The organism is Erwinia rhapontici (assembly GCF_012271765.1).
Lineage (GTDB): Bacteria > Pseudomonadota > Gammaproteobacteria > Enterobacterales > Enterobacteriaceae > Erwinia > Erwinia rhapontici.
This window is the reverse complement of sequence record NZ_VRKO01000017.1, coordinates 73,961-89,440: the sequence shown is the minus strand read 5'-3', so window position 1 is coordinate 89,440 and position 15,480 is coordinate 73,961. Positions and strand designations below refer to the sequence as shown.

Sequence of the window (15,480 nt, the reverse complement as noted above, 5' to 3'; positions counted from 1 at the left end):
AAGTGTTTATTGCAATAAAATGACTGAGCGCGTTATTTTTCAGCGAAGCGCGTTTTTTTACTGCGATTTGTTCGGTAATTCAGCAAATTCATGGGCAAAACGGGCCACTTGTTGCCAGTCGGTATACTCCACTTCTTTACTGGCATCGGTTTCTCCCTTTGTCATACGCATAATCAACTGGATCATGATGCGATCGAAGAAACTGTATCGCGGATACCGCAGCGCGCCCGCAAAGACAGCACAGCAGTCAGGCTCCCACGGCGACTGAATCAAAAACTTTCGAGTATAAGCATTGGTCTGCGGTGTACGCTTCTCAGGCTTACGTGCCGTCAGGTTTACCGAGAAAAAACCACTTGAACGCTGCTGCAGTGCATTAAGGTGTGTTTTCACAAATTTGGCCACCGCTGGATGGAAGTGACCATAACGAATAGAAGCACCAATCATCACCCGATCGTACTGCGCCCAGTCAATCTCGTTAATAAGCTGGATGTTGAACACATCACACTCCCGAACCTCCTTTAGCTGGTTAGCTATATAGAAGGCAATCTCGCGGGTCTGCCCATCACGGCTGGAAAACAGGATTAACGCTTTCATTATTCCACTCTCACTTATTCACGCCAGAATGTCGGCGTAAACAAAACTAATAAGGTGAAGACTTCAAGACGCCCGAACAGCATCGTCAAAATCAGTATCCATTTGGCGGTATCATTCATTGAGGTAAAGTTGTCCGCCACCACACCAAGGCCCGGGCCAAGATTATTCAGCGTTGCTGCCACAGCCGCAAATGCAGAGAAGTCATCAACACCAGTAGCGATGATCGCCAGCATGCTGAGGATGAATACTAATGCATAGGCAGAGAAGAACCCCCACACCGCTTCAAGAATGCGTTCAGGCAGCGCACGGCTACCCAATTTAATGGTGTATACCGCATTAGGGTGTACCAGCCTTTTCAGTTCTCGCGACCCTTGCTTAAACAACAGCAGAATACGGATCACCTTCAGGCCACCGCCCGTCGAACCCGCACAGCCACCAATAAAAGCAGAACAGAGTAACAATACGGGTAAAAAGAGAGGCCAGCGCGCAATGCTGTCCGTCGTGAAACCTGCGGTGGTTGCCATCGATACCACCTGGAAGAAAGCCTGATTAATGGTCTGCATTCCTGTCTGATAGACATTATGAAACCACAGCACCAGAGTACAGATAATCACCAGTGTAATCTGTACGCCGATAAACATACGAAATTCAGGGTCACGCCAGTACACGCGTAAGTTGCGCCCGCTCAGTAACGAGAAGTGCAGGCCGTAGTTACAGCCAGAAATCAGCAGGAAGACGGCGATGATGGTATTAATAGTCGGACTATTAAAGTAGCCAATGCTGGCATCATGGGTAGAGAACCCCCCAATGGCGATAGTTGAGAAACTGTGCCCAATGGCATCAAACAACGACATACCCGCCATCCACAGCGACACTGCACAGGCAATCGTCAGCAGCACATAAATCAGCCAGAGCGTTTTCGCTGTTTCAGCAATACGCGGCCGCATTTTATTGTCTTTCAACGGGCCAGGCATTTCGGCACGGTAGAGCTGCATTCCCCCCACCCCAAGAATAGGCAGGATCGCTACGGCGAGTACGATGATCCCCATCCCCCCCAGCCACTGCAGCATCTGGCGATAAAACAAAATCGCCTTCGGCAATGCATCCAGCCCCACCAACGTGGTGGCTCCGGTGGTCGTCAGAGCGGAGAACGATTCGAAAAAGGCATCGGTCAGCGACAGATTAGGCTGCTCTGCGAAGATAAAGGGCATAGCACCCACACTACCCAGCACCGTCCAGAACAATACGACGATCAGAAACCCTTCCCGTGGCTTCAGCTCGCTCTTCTTTTTACGGTTGGGCCACCACAGTAACGTCCCAATCATCAGCGCCATGAAAAACGTCTGAGTGAATGCTCGCCCTGCCCCATCGCGGTAAATTAACGCCACCAGCCCGGGCACAATCATGGTGCCTGAGAACAAAATGACCAGTAAACCCACTATGCGGGTAATGGCGCGAAAATGCATTCTGCCGTTCCTTTCCTGACATGAAGTGTTATGTGAGCGAGGCTAAGTGCAAAGCGCCCCGGCTAAAGTCTGACAGATTTTGCCTGAAGCCCGCCACCTGCGCATGAGGCAGAGCCAGGTGAAGAGTAATGTTCTGTTGGAACTCAGTATGAATCAGCTGGCCATCAAAGCGTGCGACCATCCGTTCAATATCACCCAGTTGGGCATAATCGCAAATCAGGCTGAACTGCATCATGGGAACCTTGACCTTGCGGGGCAGTAATCGCAACGCCTGCTGCACGCCACCGCCATAGGCCTTGACCAGCCCCCCCGTTCCCAGCTGGATGCCGCCATAATAACGCACAACCACCGCCGTAATTTCGCCAATATTGTTACCCATTAACTGGGCCAGCATCGGTTTTCCGGCGGTACCGGACGGCTCCCCGTCGTCGGAGAATCCCAACTGTTGCGAATCATCGGGTGCCCCGGCAACGAACGCCCAGCAGTGATGCCGGGCCGTTGGGTGCTGCTGCTTGATCTGCTGTACGAATCCCCGCGCCGCCTCCACACCTTCGGTATGTGCCAGTAGCGTGATAAAGCGGCTTTTCTTGATCTCTTCGCTAAAGCTGAATAGTTCAGCCGGGATATCGTAAGCGTCCATCAGGCCAGATGCAGATCGCGAGTCATATTTTCTACGCCGTTGGTATGAATCACGACATTATCTTCAATACGAATACCGCCGTAAGGCTTCAGCGCATCAATTTTCGCCCAGTCAAAATGCTGGCTGAACTTACCGGCACGCCACGGCGCCAGCAGCGAGTCGATAAAGTAGATGCCCGGTTCAATCGTCAGCACCATTCCAGGCTCCAGCATGCGGGTACAACGCAGGTAAGGATACTGCGCAGGGGCGGCCAGATGTGTCCCATGGTCATCCTGCATAAAACCTGCAACGTCATGCACCTGTAAGCCCAGCGGATGGCCGATGCCATGAGGCATAAAGGGCCCCGTAAGATCCTCTTTCACCATGGCTTCCGCGCTGATGCCATTCACCAGTTGGTGTTTCAACAACAGACTGGCGATACGGTAATGCATCTGCTGATGGTATTCGGTATAGCGCACGCCCGCTTTCATCGTGGCAATCAACGCCAGCTCTTCAGCGTTCATATCCCGGATCAACTGCGCATAGTCGCTCTTCTCATTAGCCGCATAGCTGCGGGTCAGGTCTGCCGCGTAGCCGTTATACTCGGCACCTGCATCGATCAGGAAACTGCGGCGCTGTTCAGGGAGCTGATGTTCGAGTTTAGTGTAGTGCAGCACCGCTGCATGTTCGTTAAGGGCAATGATATTGCCATAAGGAACATCGGTATCGCGGTGGCCGGTCGCGCTGAGATAGGCGACATTAATGTCGAACTCGCTCATACCCGACAGAAACGCTTCTTTCGCCGCACGATGACCGGTCACGGCTGTTTTCTGCGCCTGACGCAGGCAGTGCAGCTCATAACCCGTTTTATAAGCACGGTGATAATGCAGGAAGTCGATCACGCCCTGAGGATTAATCGCTTCGGCACTGAATCCAAGCTGAGTCGCTCGTGCAGGCACCGGGCCAATGTAGGCCACATTCTGGCGCTGCACAGGCAACTGCTGACCAATGTCATCCGCGCTTTTCAGGCCGACGATGTCAATTTCGCTCGTCCAAAAACTGTGCGGTAAAGGCTCAACGTTGTGCCAGTAATCAACAGGGGAATAGAACCACAGTTTCGGTTTGTTCACACCGTCGATCCACAGCCAGCAGTTTGGCACCTGAGTGACCGGCACCCAGGCTTTGAACTGAGGATTAACCTTAAAGGGATACGTGTGATCGTCGAGAAATACCGTCAGTAATTCCCCGGAATGAATCAGCATGGCATCAAGATTGTGCCGCGCCAGTACCTGCTGTGCGCGCTGCTGTAACGTTTTAACATGCTGCTGATAAAGCGTAACCAGTGACTCCATCTTCCTGTCTCCGTTATTACGAAATTGTCGGCATCTTACCACAGCCAGCAGGGGTATGGCGTTTTGCCGCAGTTGTGATCTTGTTTGCAAATCGACAACGTATCGTTTGCAAATAAGCAACACCAATCCCACACTCACGATCATCTGGTATGACCAGATCCCCTTATCGCGGCACAGGAGACACACATGCTCTACCAAGGCGAAACCCTATCCCTCGACTGGCTGGAAGACGGCATAGCCGAACTGGTTTTTGATGCGCCCGGCTCGGTGAACAAGCTGGATACACAGACGGTTGCCAGCCTCGGTGAAGCTATCTCGGTGCTGGAACAGCAACCCACCCTGCGCGGCGTTCTACTAACCTCGCGCAAAACGGCCTTTATCGTCGGTGCCGATATCACGGAATTCCTCTCACTGTTTATCGCCCCGGAAGAAAAACTGACAGCATGGCTGGGCTTTGCTAATAGCATCTTTAATCGGCTGGAAGATTTGCCTGTCCCCACCGTTTCGGCCATCCGTGGTTATGCATTGGGTGGCGGATGCGAATGCGTGCTGGCAACGGATTTCCGTATCGCGACTGCCGATACCCGCATTGGCCTGCCGGAAACGAAGCTTGGCATCATGCCAGGTTTCGGCGGTTCCGTGCGCCTGCCACGTCTGCTGGGAGCTGACAGTGCGCTGGAGATTATTGCCGCAGGTAAAGATATTGATGGCGCTCAGGCGCTGAAAGTGGGTCTGGTAGATGCTGTCGTGGCTGCGGATAAACTGGATGCCGCCGCATTATCCGTGTTGAAAGAAGCTATCTCCGGCCGACAGCCGTGGCGGGAACGCCGCCAGTGCAAGCTGGAAGCGCTAAAACTGAATAAAATCGAAGCCGCAATGAGTTTCACCACGGCCAAAGCTATGGTGATGCAAACCGCCGGGAAACACTATCCGGCCCCACTGACCGCCGTGAAAACCATTGAAGCCGCCGCACGTCTGGGACGTGATGAAGCACTGAAACTGGAAACGGCTGCGTTTGTTCCCCTGGCACGATCGAATGAAGCCCGTGCCCTGGTCGGGATTTTCCTTAACGATCAGGCGGTGAAAGCCAAAGCGAAGAAACTGACCCGCGACGTCGAAACGCCAAAACAGGCCGCCGTGCTGGGTGCCGGCATCATGGGCGGCGGCATCGCTTATCAGTCCGCCTGGAAAGGCGTGCCGGTTATCATGAAAGATATCAGCGACACATCGCTGACGCTGGGGATGAATGAAGCCGCAAAACTGCTGAATAAGCAGCTGGTACGCGGCAAGATTGATGGTCTGACGCTCGCAGGAGTCATCAGCACCATTCAACCCACGCTTCACTATACGGGGTTCGATCGGGTTGATGTGGTAGTAGAAGCGGTAGTAGAAAATCCGCAGGTGAAAGCGGCCGTACTGGCCGAAACAGAAAGTCACATTCGCCCGGATACGATTCTGGCATCGAACACCTCGACCATTCCCATCAGCCAGCTTGCTAAAGCACTCACCCGCCCGGAAAATTTCTGCGGTATGCACTTCTTCAACCCGGTGCCCCGTATGCCACTCGTTGAGGTTATCCGGGGAGAAAAAACCGCTGAAAGCACCATCGCCAAAGTGGTGGCCTGGGCCAGCAAAATGGGCAAGACACCGATTGTCGTCAATGACTGTCCAGGATTCTTTGTGAACCGCGTGCTGTTCCCCTACTTCGCTGGCTTCAGTCTGCTGCTGCGCGACGGCGCCGACTTCCGTCAGGTTGATAAGGTGATGGAAAAACAGTTCGGCTGGCCAATGGGCCCCTCGTGGCTGCTGGATGTGGTAGGCATCGATACAGCGCATCATGCGCAACGCGTTATGGCAGAGGGCTTCCCGCAACGTATGAAGAAAGAGTACCGGGATGCCATCGATATCCTGTTTGAAGCAAAACGCTACGGCCAGAAAAACCAGCAAGGATTCTGGCGCTGGGAAACCGACAATAAAGGTAAAGCGAAAAAGGTGACGGATGCCGAAACCGATCGTTTGTTGCAGAGCGTGTGCCAGCCTAAACGCGTGTTCAGCGATGAGGAAATTATCGCGCGCATGATGATCCCCATGATTAACGAAGTGGTTCGCTGTCTGGAAGAAGGCATTATTGCCAGTCCGGCGGAAGCCGATATGGCGCTGGTGTACGGCCTTGGCTTCCCACCGTTCCACGGCGGCGCGTTCCGCTATCTGGACACCCTTGGCAGCGATCAGTTTGTTGCTCAGGCTGAACCGCTCACTGTACTCGGTCCGCTTTATCATCTGCCGGACGGGTTACGGGATAAGGCAGCGCAGGGCGGAAGCTGGTATCCGCTGGCGGTTCCCCTGAATGATCTCTCTTTGAAAACGGCGTGAGGAAATCAAAATGGAAAAAGTTGTGATCGTTGATGCCATTCGCACGCCAATGGGACGTTCGAAAGGTGGCGCATTTCGCCATGTACGTGCCGAAGACCTTTCAGCTCATCTGATGCGTAGCCTGCTCAGCCGCAATTCTGCGCTGGACGCCGCGTTGCTGGATGACATCTATTGGGGTTGCGTTCAGCAGACGCTGGAACAGGGATTTAATATTGCGCGTAATGCGGCTCTGCTGGCGGAAATCCCTCATAGCGTGCCCGCGACCACCGTCAACCGCCTGTGTGGCTCGTCGATGCAGGCACTGCACGATGCCGCACGCGCCATTATGGTGGGCGATGCCCGCGCCTGCCTGATTGGCGGCGTAGAACACATGGGTCACGTACCGATGAATCACGGCGTCGACTTCCATCCCGGGCTGAGCCGCAATGTCGCGAAAGCGGCGGGAATGATGGGCCTGACGGCTGAAATGCTGGCAAAAATTCACGGTATCAGTCGTGAGATGCAGGATCAGTTTGCCGCGCGATCCCATCAGCGCGCCTGGGCAGCAACGGAAGCCGGGCATTTCGCCAGTGAAATTGTGTCTGTATCCGGGCATGACGCCGATGGTGTATTAAAACGCTATGACACCGATGAAGTTATTCGCCCGGATACCACCGTGGAAAATCTGGCAGCATTGCGCCCGGCATTTGATCCAGTGAACGGTACCGTGACGGCGGGCAGCAGTTCAGCACTCTCCGACGGCGCAGCCGCCATGCTGGTGATGAGCGAGTCACTCGCACGGGAGTCTGGCCTCACACCGCGAGCCCGGATCCGCGCAATGGCCGTTGTCGGCTGTGACCCGTCAATTATGGGGTACGGTCCTGTTCCGGCATCACAGCTGGCGCTGAAACGTGCCGGGCTGAACGCCAGCGATATCGGTGTGTTTGAATTGAATGAAGCCTTTGCGGCACAAACCCTGCCCTGTATTAAGGATCTGGGGTTAATGGATCAGCTCGACGAGAAGGTGAATCTGAATGGCGGCGCGATTGCATTAGGCCACCCACTGGGATGCTCAGGAGCGCGTATCAGCACCACACTGCTTAATCTGATGGAACGACGGGATGCGCAATTTGGCCTTGCCACCATGTGCATCGGGTTGGGACAGGGGATCGCAACGGTGTTCGAACGCGTTTAGCTTTCAACACGGGTAAAAACAAGGGGCAGCCAGGCTGCCCCTTACTATCAGATAAAGGCAAAAGCATCGCCAAACATGCGCGATTCCTGTGCACCACGTTCAGCACAGAAGCGTTCACGGGCGATTTTAGCCATCTCAAAACGACCAGCTATGTAGATATCGTGATCGGCAAGAGAGCCATAATCCTGCATGACAGCGGTCAGAACGGTGCCATTACGGCCGGTAAAGCCCTCTTCAGGTTGCTCGACCACCGGAATAACGCTCAGGTTCGGGTGCTTAATCGCCAGGGCGTTCAGTTCATCCAGATCGTACAGGTGTTTCAGCTCGCGCCCACCCCAGTAGATCGCAATATGGCGATCCGGCTGCTGCGACAATGCTGTCAGCAAAATGGAACGCGCATAGGAGAAACCTGTGCCGCCAGCAATCAATACCAGCGGACGTTCGCCCTCTTGTAGCCATGCATCACCATGAGGAATATCAACGGTGATCTGACGCTGCTGTTGGATACGTTCCATTACGGCCATCGCATAGAGGTTCAGCTCAGAGGCACCAATATGCAGCTCAATAATGTCTTTTTCCATCGGCGTTGATGCCAGTGAGAACGGACGTTTGTCGTTTTCATCCATCACCACCATCAAATACTGACCCGCCTGGAAGCTAAAATCAGCTTCAGGGATCATTCGTACGCGGTACACGGTATCGGTAATAGCCTCTACTGAGGTCACTTTACAGCTTAAGGTTGTCATGCGTTCCCTCTGTCGGGTCGTCATTATCATTTGACCGCCAGCGCTTCATCGCGCTGGTGTATCACTCAAGATGCCTAACTCATCCCAGATCGCATCAATACGTGCGGTAACGGCAGGGTCCTTACGGATTGGCGTACCCCACTCGCGCTGGGTTTCACCCGGCCATTTATTGGTCGCATCAAGCCCCATTTTTGACCCCAGACCCGAAACAGGCGAGGCAAAATCGAGGTAGTCGATCGGTGTATTTTCAATCAGCACGGTATCACGGGCCGGATCCATACGCGTGGTGATCGCCCATATGACATCATTCCAGTCTCGGGCATTAATGTCATCATCGCAGACGATAACAAATTTGGTATACATAAACTGACGCAAGAAAGACCAGACACCCATCATGACGCGTTTGGCGTGTCCGGCATACTGTTTCTTAATCGTCACCACGGCAAGACGGTATGAACACCCTTCCGGTGGTAAATAGAAATCCACAATCTCCGGAAACTGTTTTTGCAGGATCGGCACAAACACTTCATTCAGCGCGACACCCAGTACCGCAGGTTCATCCGGCGGACGCCCGGTAAAGGTAGAGTGATAAATCGCATCACGGCGCTGCGTAATATGCGTGATGGTGAACACCGGGAAGTTATCCACTTCATTATAGTAACCAGTGTGGTCACCGTATGGACCTTCCGGTGCCATTTCACCCGGTTCAATGTACCCCTCCAACACAATTTCTGCACTGGCAGGGACTTCCAGATCGTTGGAAACGCACTTAACCACTTCGGTTTTCGTGCCGCGTAACAGCCCGGCAAAAGCATATTCCGACAGAGTATCCGGCACTGGCGTGACGGCCGCGAGAATGGTGGCCGGATCGGCACCCAGCGCAACAGAGACGGGAAAACGTTCGCCCGGATGCTGCTGGCACCAATCCTGGAAATCCAGTGCGCCGCCACGGTGTGAGAGCCAACGCATGATCAGTTTGTTTTTACCAATCACCTGCTGACGATAGATGCCTAAATTCTGGCGTTCTTTCAGCGGGCCGCGCGTCACGGTCAGACCCCAGGTCACCAGCGGTGCTGCGTCGTCTGGCCAGCATTTCATCACCGGAATACGGCTGAGATCGACATCATCGCCCTGCCAGATTTGTTCCTGGCAAGGTGCACTGCGCAGCCGTTTGGTCGGCATGTTCAGGACCTGCTTCCACTGCGGCATTTTATCGAAGAAGTCGCGGAAACCACGCGGCGGCTCAGGCTCCTTAAGGAAGGCCAGCAGGCGGCCAACGTCACGCAGTGCTTTAACATCCTCCTGGCCCATGCCCAGCGCCACGCGGTCCGGGGTACCAAAGAGATTGCAAAGGACTGGCATGCTGTAACCTTTCGGGTTTTCAAACAGCAGAGCAGGACCACCGGCACGCAGTGTGCGATCGGCAATTTCAGTCATTTCCAGATCGGGATCGATCTCATGTTTGATGCGTTTTAATTCCCCACGCTGTTCAAGCAGAGAAAGGAAGTCGCGTAAGTCGTGGTATTTCATGACTTTCCATCAGTACGGTCAGTGAGTCGGCCATTATAGTGCCGATCCATCGCTCAGGGTAAATTTTGTTGCAACGTTTAGCCTCTTGCGCACGGCAAAACACAGCGGACTCGCTTATTAGAATAAGGCTGATCTACCGTGCATAATAAGGATACGACACAGGTGTAAGGCGACAAGTTGATTCGATAATAACGGCGAATTCAGCGTTATCGTATGACGGAGTACCCTGTGAGCCAGGGGGATGAAACAGACTGATGCCGCCAATCTCGCTATATCTCTCAGAGCGATTTTGCTATTCTTATCGGACAGATAATTGGAAAGTGATGTTATGGAATCCTGGTATTTACTTTACTGCAAACGAGGTCAGTTACTGCGCGCAAAAGAACACCTTGAGCGCCAGGCCGTGCATTGCCTCAGCCCGATGATTGCTTTAGAGAAAACAGTGCGCGGTAAACGTACCCAGGTGAATGAACCGTTATTCCCTAATTATCTGTTTATTGAGTTCGATCCTGAATCCATTCACACCACAACCATCAGCGCAACGCGTGGGGTCAGCCATTTTGTCCGTTTTGGTACCCAGCCCGCCACCGTCCCGCTGGATGTGATTGTCGCGTTGCAAAGCCCTATCGAAACCGTCGTAGAAAGTGAGCTGCCGCAGCCAGGCGATACGGTGATTATTACCGAGGGAGCATTTGAAGGGTTGCAGGCGATATTCACTGAACCTGACGGTGAAGCCCGATCTATGCTGCTACTGAACCTGTTAAATAAACAGGTGGTACGCAGTGTGGGCAACCGCCAGTTTCAGAAGCTGTAATACGCATCATTCAGAGGCAAAAATAGCCCCAGGGCGTCTCACAGACCAAACAGTTTTCGTGCGTTTAACGCCGTTTGCTCCGCCAGTTCACCCGCATCTTCCCCACGCAGTAGTGCCACCTGTTGAACAATATGCGGTAAAAAACAGGGTTCATTGCGGCGCGATGCCGGACGTGGGTGCATATCACGCGGGAGCAACCAGGGCGCATCCGTTTCCAGCAACAGACGTTCTGCCGGGATCAACGGCATCAACTCGCGCAGCGCCTGTCCTCTTCGCTCATCGCACACCCATCCGGTAATTCCGATAGATAATCCCACTGCCAGACAGGCTTCCAGCTCTTCACGTGTCCCGGTAAAGCAGTGCAATACAGCCGCTGGTAGCTTAGGTAACCACGGCGTCAGGATCGCAATAAACCGCTCATGGGCTTCCCGGCAGTGCAGAAACACAGGCAGTGATAATTCGGCGGCCAAAGCGAGCTGGGCTTCAAAGGCGTAAGCCTGCTGTTCCGGCTCAGAAAAGTTACGGTTAAAATCGAGGCCACACTCCCCAATAGCGACAACCCGCTCGTTTTCTGCCAGTCGACGCAGCGTAGCCGCCGTTTCTCCCGACCACTCGCTGGCATGATGGGGATGAACGCCAGCGGTTGACCAGCAATACTTCGGATGCTGCTGTGCAAGGCTGCAAGCCTGCTGACTTTCCAGCGCATTGGTGCCCGTAATCAACATGCCGGTGACACCCGCTTCACGCGCACGTTTAACGACTTTTTCGCGATCTTTCGCGAACTGCGTGCTGGTCAGGTTTACACCAATATCAAACATAGTCTCTTCCATACAGTAACCGCCCTGACGGGCGGTTAATTTATTCAGATTGTTCTGCCGGTGGCAGCCGTTCGCGCATCGTTACTCCGATTCCGCGTCCTGTACTTCGTCTTCATCATCTCGACGGTTTTTACCCACGTAGAAGCGGGAAACAAAAACACCGACTTCAAACAGGCAGTACATCGGAATGGCCAGCAACGTCTGGGAGAAGATATCCGGCGGCGTCAGTAACATGCCCACGACAAATGCACCTACCAGCACATACGGGCGCTTCGCACGCAAATCTTCTGGCGTTGTTACCCCGGTCCAGCACAGCAGAACGATAGCAATCGGTACTTCGAACGACACACCAAATGCCATAAATAACGTCATCACAAAATCGAGATAGTTATTAATGTCGGTGGCAATCGTCACTCCCTGGGGCGCGGTCTTGGCAAAGAAACTAAACGCCAGCGGGAAGACAATAAAGTAGGCGAAAGCCATCCCCAGGTAGAATAGGAATGAACTGGAAAACAGCAGGGGCATAACCAGCCTGCGTTCATGGCGATACAACGCGGGCGCCACAAAAGCCCACACCTGGTAGAGGATAACCGGCACTGACAGGAACAAAGAGACAATGATTGTCAGCTTAATCGGTGCCAGAAAAGGAGAGGCGACATCCGTAGCGATCATACTGGCCCCGGCGGGCAATTGCTTGATCAATGGCGCCGAGACAAGTTGATAAATATCGTTGGAAAAATACACCAGGCACAGAAAAATGGCCAGAACAGCAATAATGCTGTTCAACAGGCGCTTACGTAGCTCAATCAGATGACTGATAAGCGGTTGGGTATCATCAACAGCCATATTTAACGTTCATCGCCTGGTTGTAGGGGTGGCACGGGTGCACGCGGAGCGGAAGACGCTGGCGGCTGTTTCGATTCAGATGGCATTGACGAGGCAGATTGCGTCACCGTGACAGGTGCCTGTGCAGGCGCACTTGCCTGGTGATCCGCTGCCGCTGGCGTGGCACCATCATGCGATTCTTGCGGATCTTTCACCAACGGATTATGGATAGTATGAGCTTCGTCATCCGCTTTTTCATTTTCGCCCAAGTAGGAGCGCTTCATTGAATCAGCCGTCTGTTTCAGCTCATCGACCGTCGCTTTCAGTTCAGGGGAGAGACTGTCTTTGCTGGCCTGTTCAATTTTTTTCAGGCCGTCCTGCAGTTCCTGAATTTTCAGTTCCTGGGCCAGCTCATTCTGAACGCTGGTTGCCAGAGAACGCATTGCGCGAATCCAGCCCATCACCGTTCTGACTGCAACAGGTAAACGCTGCGGACCCAATACCACCAGGCCAATAACGAATACCAGTACCAGTTCACCAAAGCCTATGTCGAACACGGATTACACCTTGTCGTTCTTGACGTCTTCTTTCTTCGCTTCAGTCTGCTGCGGTTCAGCCAGTTTGGCATTGAAGTCAGCATCATCATGAGCATGGTTTTTTTCTTTGTCGTCTTCATCGCTCATGGCTTTTTTAAAGCCTTTGATCGACGAACCGAGGTCAGAACCCAGTGAGCGCAGTTTTTTGGTGCCAAACAACAGAATCACCAGTACCGCGATGATCAACAAGTGTGGAAGTGTAATACCCATGATTACCTCTGATAACAATAAGTGATGCGGATTTCGAGTATATAACAGCTTATGTCTTACTTACGATGCGCAAACCTTGCCCCTTGCGCAATAAACTGCCTATTTACCTTTCATGACAATCAGTTTGTTCTGCGCCAGCCCACCAGCCAGGCAACAACGCCTGCGGCCATCAGCCCGGCAGAGAACATATCCCATTCAGGACGTGACAGCAGGATTGCCGTCCCACTGAGCAGCAATGTAGCACCGACACCAAACAGATAGCGCGACTGATGCTGCTTTGCACGCTCTCCTTTCAGATCGTTAGCCAGGCGATCAACACTGTGGCGCAAATGCTTATGCTGACGCAGGCTGTCATAAAATAGCTCTGGCAGCTCAGGCAATTTTTCTGCCCAGAACGGCGCTTTTTCTTTCAACGCACGCACAATGGCAGGAATCCCTACCTGGTCTTTAATCCAGTCTTCCAGGAAAGGCTTGGCCGTTTTCCACAAATCCAGCTGTGGATAGAGCTGGCGACCCACCCCTTCAACGTACAGCAAGGTTTTTTGCAGCAGAACCAGCTGAGGCTGCACTTCCATATTAAAGCGACGTGCCGTATTAAACAGGTTAAGTAGCACATGTCCGAACGAAATTTCGGCCAGCGGTTTCTCAAAAATCGGTTCGCACACTGTGCGAATGGCGAATTCGAAATCTTCCACATTGGTATCGGGCGGCACCCAGCCGGAATCCACGTGCAGCTCGGCCACCTTACGGTAGTCGCGATTAAAGAAGGCAATGAAATTCTCTGCCAGATAGCGTTTATCTTCTTTGTTCAGAGAGCCAACAATACCGCAGTCAATGCCAATATATTGCGGATCTTCCGGATGTTCATAGCTGACGAAGATGTTACCGGGGTGCATATCCGCATGGAAAAAGCTGTCACGGAACACCTGGGTAAAGAAGACCTGTACGCCACGCTCGGCCAGCAGCTTCATGTTGACGCCATGCTGCTCCAGCGTCACCACATCGGAGATGGGAATACCGTAAATACGCTCCATCACCATCATATTTTCACTGCAGTAATCTGAAAAGACTTCCGGTATGTACAGCATCTTGCTGCTATCAAAGTTCCGTCGCAGCTGGATAGCATTGGCGGCTTCGCGCAGCAGGTTCAGCTCGTCGAGCAGTGTTTTTTCATAGTCCGCCACCACTTCGCGTGGACGCAGACGGCGACCATCAGGTAACAAACGCGGCACCCAGCGCGCCAGGCGGTAAATCAATCGCATATCCGCTTTAATCACCGGCAAAATGTCCGGGCGGATCACCTTGATCACCACTTCACGGCCGTTCTCTTTCAGGGTTGCAGTATGTACCTGGGCGATAGAGGCAGAAGCCAGCGGGACAATATTGAAATCATCGAACTGGGTGTCGATAGGCGCACCCAGCGACTGTTCGATCAGTTTAAGCGCTTTAGCCCCATCAAATGGCGCGACGCGATCCTGCAACATCGCTAGCTGATCAGCGATCAACGGCGGAAACAGGTCCCGACGGGTCGACATCATTTGCCCAAACTTAATCCACACCGGCCCTAACTGCTCCAGAGACAAGCGTAAACGCTCGCCCAATGGCTTGTCTTTATGGCGGTTAGGCATCCAGAACAGGCATTTACGCCCCAGCCGTAACGGCAGAGTCAGGCGCATTTTCGGGATCAGTTCATCAAGACCGTAGCTGAGGAACACACGAATAATCAGATAGAGACGACGCAGTTCACCGAAGGTCATTTGACCTCCAGCTGGCTAAGGCGAGCATCTAACGCATCCAGCGAACGGGACAGCGCATCCACTTCTTCAGCAAACCACACCAGCTCAAGCGAACCCGGTGCCAGACGCCACTCTTCCGTCACCGTTTGTGACAGATAACTCTGTTTACGCTGCACATCACGGCGGACCGCGTTGAAACCACGTCGGGCGAACTGCGTGATGCCCTGGGCGGCGATATCACCGATCCAGGGCGCAAGATACTCTGCCGGGTCCAGTTCTGCCAGGTCCAGCAGGGCCGAAAACTGCTGCACAACCTGAAGGTCACCTTCAACTTCCAGCTCACCGCTGCGAATAAGTGTCGTCAGTTGCTGCCGATCACGCAGTTTTGACAGCGTGGCAAAGCGCGTCTTCACCGTACAATCCGGTGTATCACTCCATTCGCCAATCACGTCCACCTGCTGTTCACTGAAAATGAAGATAATCGGCTGCTTAAGCTCGGCCAGCACGATCGCCAGGCTGCGACCATTGAGACGTTGACGCGCCGCCTTAAGGCCACGATCGCGGTACAGCAAATGGTTAAGTGCGGTCTCCAGACTGGCGGTTAATAGCGGCGTTAATGTCATTCGT

15 protein-coding genes are annotated in these 15,480 nt (G+C 53.3%); 3 read left to right on the top strand and 12 right to left on the bottom strand.

The genetic code is table 11. From position 1 onward, the window contains the following. Nucleotides 1-57: 57 nt before the first annotated feature. From hemG to pepQ, 4 genes are read right to left on the bottom strand one after another with little or no spacing between them, the layout of a single operon-like run. Nucleotides 58-594 (bottom strand): menaquinone-dependent protoporphyrinogen IX dehydrogenase, encoded by a 537-nt coding sequence (gene hemG, locus FVB43_RS22105; RefSeq protein WP_133846811.1) that lies wholly within the window; start codon nt 592-594, stop codon nt 58-60. A gap of 14 nt (nt 595-608) precedes the next feature. After that, on the bottom strand, nt 609-2,060 hold the full coding sequence (gene trkH, locus FVB43_RS22100; RefSeq protein WP_133846812.1) for a Trk system potassium transporter TrkH: 1,452 nt from the start codon (nt 2,058-2,060) through the stop codon (nt 609-611). 28 nt (nt 2,061-2,088) lie between these two features. Beyond that, nucleotides 2,089-2,700 carry an IMPACT family protein gene (locus FVB43_RS22095; RefSeq protein ID WP_133846813.1) on the bottom strand — a complete coding sequence of 204 codons (612 nt, stop codon included), beginning with the start codon at nt 2,698-2,700 and terminating at the stop codon, nt 2,089-2,091. Further along, nucleotides 2,700-4,031: a Xaa-Pro dipeptidase gene (gene pepQ / locus FVB43_RS22090; protein WP_167864788.1), complete on the bottom strand. Its 1,332-nt coding sequence runs from the start codon at nt 4,029-4,031 to the stop codon at nt 2,700-2,702. Before pepQ ends, FVB43_RS22095 begins: the two co-directional genes overlap by 1 nt. Before the next feature lie 186 nt (nt 4,032-4,217). Here pepQ and fadB point away from each other — a divergent pair, with 186 nt between their 5' ends. Both fadB and fadA read left to right on the top strand, forming a co-directional pair. Continuing rightward, nucleotides 4,218-6,404: a fatty acid oxidation complex subunit alpha FadB gene (gene fadB, locus FVB43_RS22085; protein WP_133846815.1), complete on the top strand. Its 2,187-nt coding sequence runs from the start codon at nt 4,218-4,220 to the stop codon at nt 6,402-6,404. Nucleotides 6,405-6,414: 10 nt separating this feature from the next. Continuing rightward, nucleotides 6,415-7,578: an acetyl-CoA C-acyltransferase FadA gene (gene fadA / locus FVB43_RS22080; protein ID WP_133846816.1), complete on the top strand. Its 1,164-nt coding sequence runs from the start codon at nt 6,415-6,417 to the stop codon at nt 7,576-7,578. Between the two features lie 47 nt (nt 7,579-7,625). On the opposite strand, the gene fre is transcribed toward fadA, so the two are convergent. Together fre and ubiD are read right to left on the bottom strand one after the other, a co-directional pair. Next, nucleotides 7,626-8,324: an NAD(P)H-flavin reductase gene (fre, locus tag FVB43_RS22075; protein ID WP_133846817.1), complete on the bottom strand. Its 699-nt coding sequence runs from the start codon at nt 8,322-8,324 to the stop codon at nt 7,626-7,628. A 45-nt stretch (nt 8,325-8,369) separates the two neighbouring features. Then, nucleotides 8,370-9,854 carry a 4-hydroxy-3-polyprenylbenzoate decarboxylase gene (gene ubiD, locus FVB43_RS22070; protein WP_133846818.1) on the bottom strand — a complete coding sequence of 495 codons (1,485 nt, stop codon included), beginning with the start codon at nt 9,852-9,854 and terminating at the stop codon, nt 8,370-8,372. 328 nt (nt 9,855-10,182) lie between these two features. Between ubiD and rfaH the strand changes: the two genes are divergently transcribed. Beyond that, nucleotides 10,183-10,668 (top strand): transcription/translation regulatory transformer protein RfaH, encoded by a 486-nt coding sequence (gene rfaH / locus FVB43_RS22065; protein WP_167864787.1) that lies wholly within the window; start codon nt 10,183-10,185, stop codon nt 10,666-10,668. A 38-nt stretch (nt 10,669-10,706) separates the two neighbouring features. On the opposite strand, the gene tatD is transcribed toward rfaH, so the two are convergent. The 6 genes from tatD to ubiJ form a co-directional block, all read right to left on the bottom strand. Then, on the bottom strand, nt 10,707-11,486 hold the full coding sequence (gene tatD / locus FVB43_RS22060) for a 3'-5' ssDNA/RNA exonuclease TatD (RefSeq protein WP_133846820.1): 780 nt from the start codon (nt 11,484-11,486) through the stop codon (nt 10,707-10,709). An 81-nt stretch (nt 11,487-11,567) separates the two neighbouring features. Further along, nucleotides 11,568-12,332 (bottom strand): Sec-independent protein translocase subunit TatC, encoded by a 765-nt coding sequence (gene tatC, locus FVB43_RS22055; RefSeq protein WP_133846821.1) that lies wholly within the window; start codon nt 12,330-12,332, stop codon nt 11,568-11,570. A 2-nt stretch (nt 12,333-12,334) separates the two neighbouring features. After that, on the bottom strand, nt 12,335-12,868 hold the full coding sequence (gene tatB / locus FVB43_RS22050) for a Sec-independent protein translocase protein TatB (protein WP_133846822.1): 534 nt from the start codon (nt 12,866-12,868) through the stop codon (nt 12,335-12,337). A 3-nt stretch (nt 12,869-12,871) separates the two neighbouring features. Then, nucleotides 12,872-13,120, bottom strand: coding sequence for a twin-arginine translocase TatA/TatE family subunit (gene tatA, locus FVB43_RS22045; protein WP_133846885.1), 249 nt, complete (start codon nt 13,118-13,120; stop codon nt 12,872-12,874). A gap of 116 nt (nt 13,121-13,236) precedes the next feature. Continuing rightward, on the bottom strand, nt 13,237-14,874 hold the full coding sequence (gene ubiB, locus FVB43_RS22040) for a ubiquinone biosynthesis regulatory protein kinase UbiB (protein ID WP_133846823.1): 1,638 nt from the start codon (nt 14,872-14,874) through the stop codon (nt 13,237-13,239). After that, a complete protein-coding gene (gene ubiJ, locus FVB43_RS22035) occupies nt 14,871-15,476 on the bottom strand; it encodes a ubiquinone biosynthesis protein UbiJ (protein WP_159338547.1) in 606 nt (201 codons plus the stop codon). Before ubiJ ends, ubiB begins: the two co-directional genes overlap by 4 nt. Nucleotides 15,477-15,480 lie beyond the last annotated feature (4 nt).